At 35.8% G+C, this 1,802-nt stretch carries 2 protein-coding genes; both read left to right on the forward strand.

What is annotated here, in order from left to right; all coding sequences use genetic code 11:
• Positions 1 to 180 precede the first annotated feature (180 nt).
• Entirely contained in the window at positions 181 to 480 is a 300-nt protein-coding gene (locus tag E1171_RS01895) for a hypothetical protein (RefSeq protein WP_155203528.1), read from the forward strand.
• A 34-nt stretch (positions 481 to 514) separates the two neighbouring features.
• Positions 515 to 1,495 (forward strand): tetratricopeptide repeat protein, encoded by a 981-nt coding sequence (locus E1171_RS01900; protein ID WP_155203530.1) that lies wholly within the window; start codon positions 515 to 517, stop codon positions 1,493 to 1,495.
• Positions 1,496 to 1,802: the final 307 nt, after the last annotated feature.

A 1,802-nucleotide genomic window follows, 5' to 3' on the forward strand; every position in this document is an offset into this window, starting at 1 on the left:
ATCAAAAAACAATAGGCAACAATCAAAGCTAATATCCAGTGGGCGTAGGGTGTTCCCGCTGGTCCCCATTAATCATCAGATCTTTCGCCTTTCAGCGAGCAGTTTATCTATCATTTTGAGAAGGAAGATGATGCTCCTCAATTCATAAAGGACATATGGACTGAGGTAGACCTGCCAGATATGGTCACTCAGGAATGCGGAAGTAAAAAGGAACTTTCCTCAGACAAGGGATTAAGCCAAATTGAGCTTCGCATCGTCATAAATCAAAAAAGAAAGGCCCAAAAACTTTCCCGCATGATCTATAAACACTCCAGCAAATGGGACCGCAAAGGCAACAACTTTCCTGCCTTAAAAAAGGAAATTGAGGCCTTGTATGAGCAGGGCATAGCCATAGAGGAAAATCCTGACCGAAAGAAGAAAATGGAGGAAATGCGGGATAAAAATCTGGCCCTTACCGAAGAAAAGATGAATAGACCTTAATCCTTGCTATATCATCCTTAACAAATAATTACCAATGCAAATAATAAAGGAAACCACATTAGTAAAAGCTATATTACAGCCCTTCCTTATCATCTTTTGTTTATTAGGATGTCAAAATCAGGAAAAGGAAAAGTCGAAAGCCATAGTTCAAAGCCATGCTTTTAATCTAGAACAGGAAATAGTGGTTTTAGCAGATTGTCACCTTTCAGAAGATAGTACTAAGATATCTTTGGTGGGAGAAAAGAACAACCCCAAAAAAGTATCAGTTGAGGTAAGCGGCCCATCAATTAACGATAAGGTTACTATCAAAATAGATTCTTTGAATTTTGCAATAAATGAAATTTCAGGGGTAGATCTAAGCTGTAAAAAGGATGGCTTTCAATTGAAATATATTGAAACACTGGGAAATACTTATTATGCAACATATCATATTTTTAAACTTGATAAAACTGTAAATAAGATAGTTTGGTCAAAGATTTATAAAGTTGAATCCACCCGTTCGGGAACCTCTATGTTGGGTTTACAACTGAAAGAAAGAAGCTTTTTAATAGATTATGAAGGAAAGGAAGAGGATAATATTAAATTTATGACTTTATATTCTTTCACTGGTTTTCAAGAGGGAAAGACACCTTCAATTGAAGGGTTCTATCAGGAAATAAAGTCTTATTCAGAATCCAACAACCTTCAAAAATTAAGACTTTTAGGAGATAAGGTTGTTTTATCTTTCTTACTGGAGAACATTTCAATCACTAATGAAAATCTGTCCAAATATAACGACATCGCCTATTACTTTGAACAAGGGGGTGCTTTTCAGGGAGCTACCTTTCTTCTGGAATATATCATCAAAAATTTCCCTGACCGTATAGTGGCTTATATCAATTTAGGTGATGCCTACTGGGGACTAGAAGAAGAAGAAAAGGCTATTAAAGCGTATGGGAAATATGTAGAATTGATGAAGGACTCCGGAAAGGAACAAAGAATACCGGAAAGGGTATTTGATAGGGTACATGAATAAATAACAAAACAGAAGGTTAGATTTCAAAGGCTGCCAAATTCAAAAGGAAGTCTTTTTCATTGAGAATTTGGATCATTTATACCCTTGGGCTAATTGCATTAGATTCTCTGATGATCCTATACATCAACAGTTAGCCCGTGAAGAAGCACAAAAGCTTCTGAAAAGTCGCTTTCTGGATGGGAAAAAATATATTTTAAAGATGAACGCTTTGTCTGAATTTACTAATTTTGGGTAAGAAGGAATCACGAAATGAATGCAGAAGTTATTTGTGAATTAGTTAAAGAATTACATGACTACCTTGACTCCT

This window comes from Xanthovirga aplysinae (genome assembly GCF_009711365.1).
GTDB lineage: Bacteria > Bacteroidota > Bacteroidia > Cytophagales > Cyclobacteriaceae > Xanthovirga > Xanthovirga aplysinae.

Coding starts and splice junctions, on each gene's coding strand:
- E1171_RS01895 (WP_155203528.1), top strand. CDS start 181: ATGGTCACTCAGGAATGCGGAAGTAAAAAGGAACTTTCCTCAGACAAG.
- E1171_RS01900 (WP_155203530.1), top strand. CDS start 515: ATGCAAATAATAAAGGAAACCACATTAGTAAAAGCTATATTACAGCCC.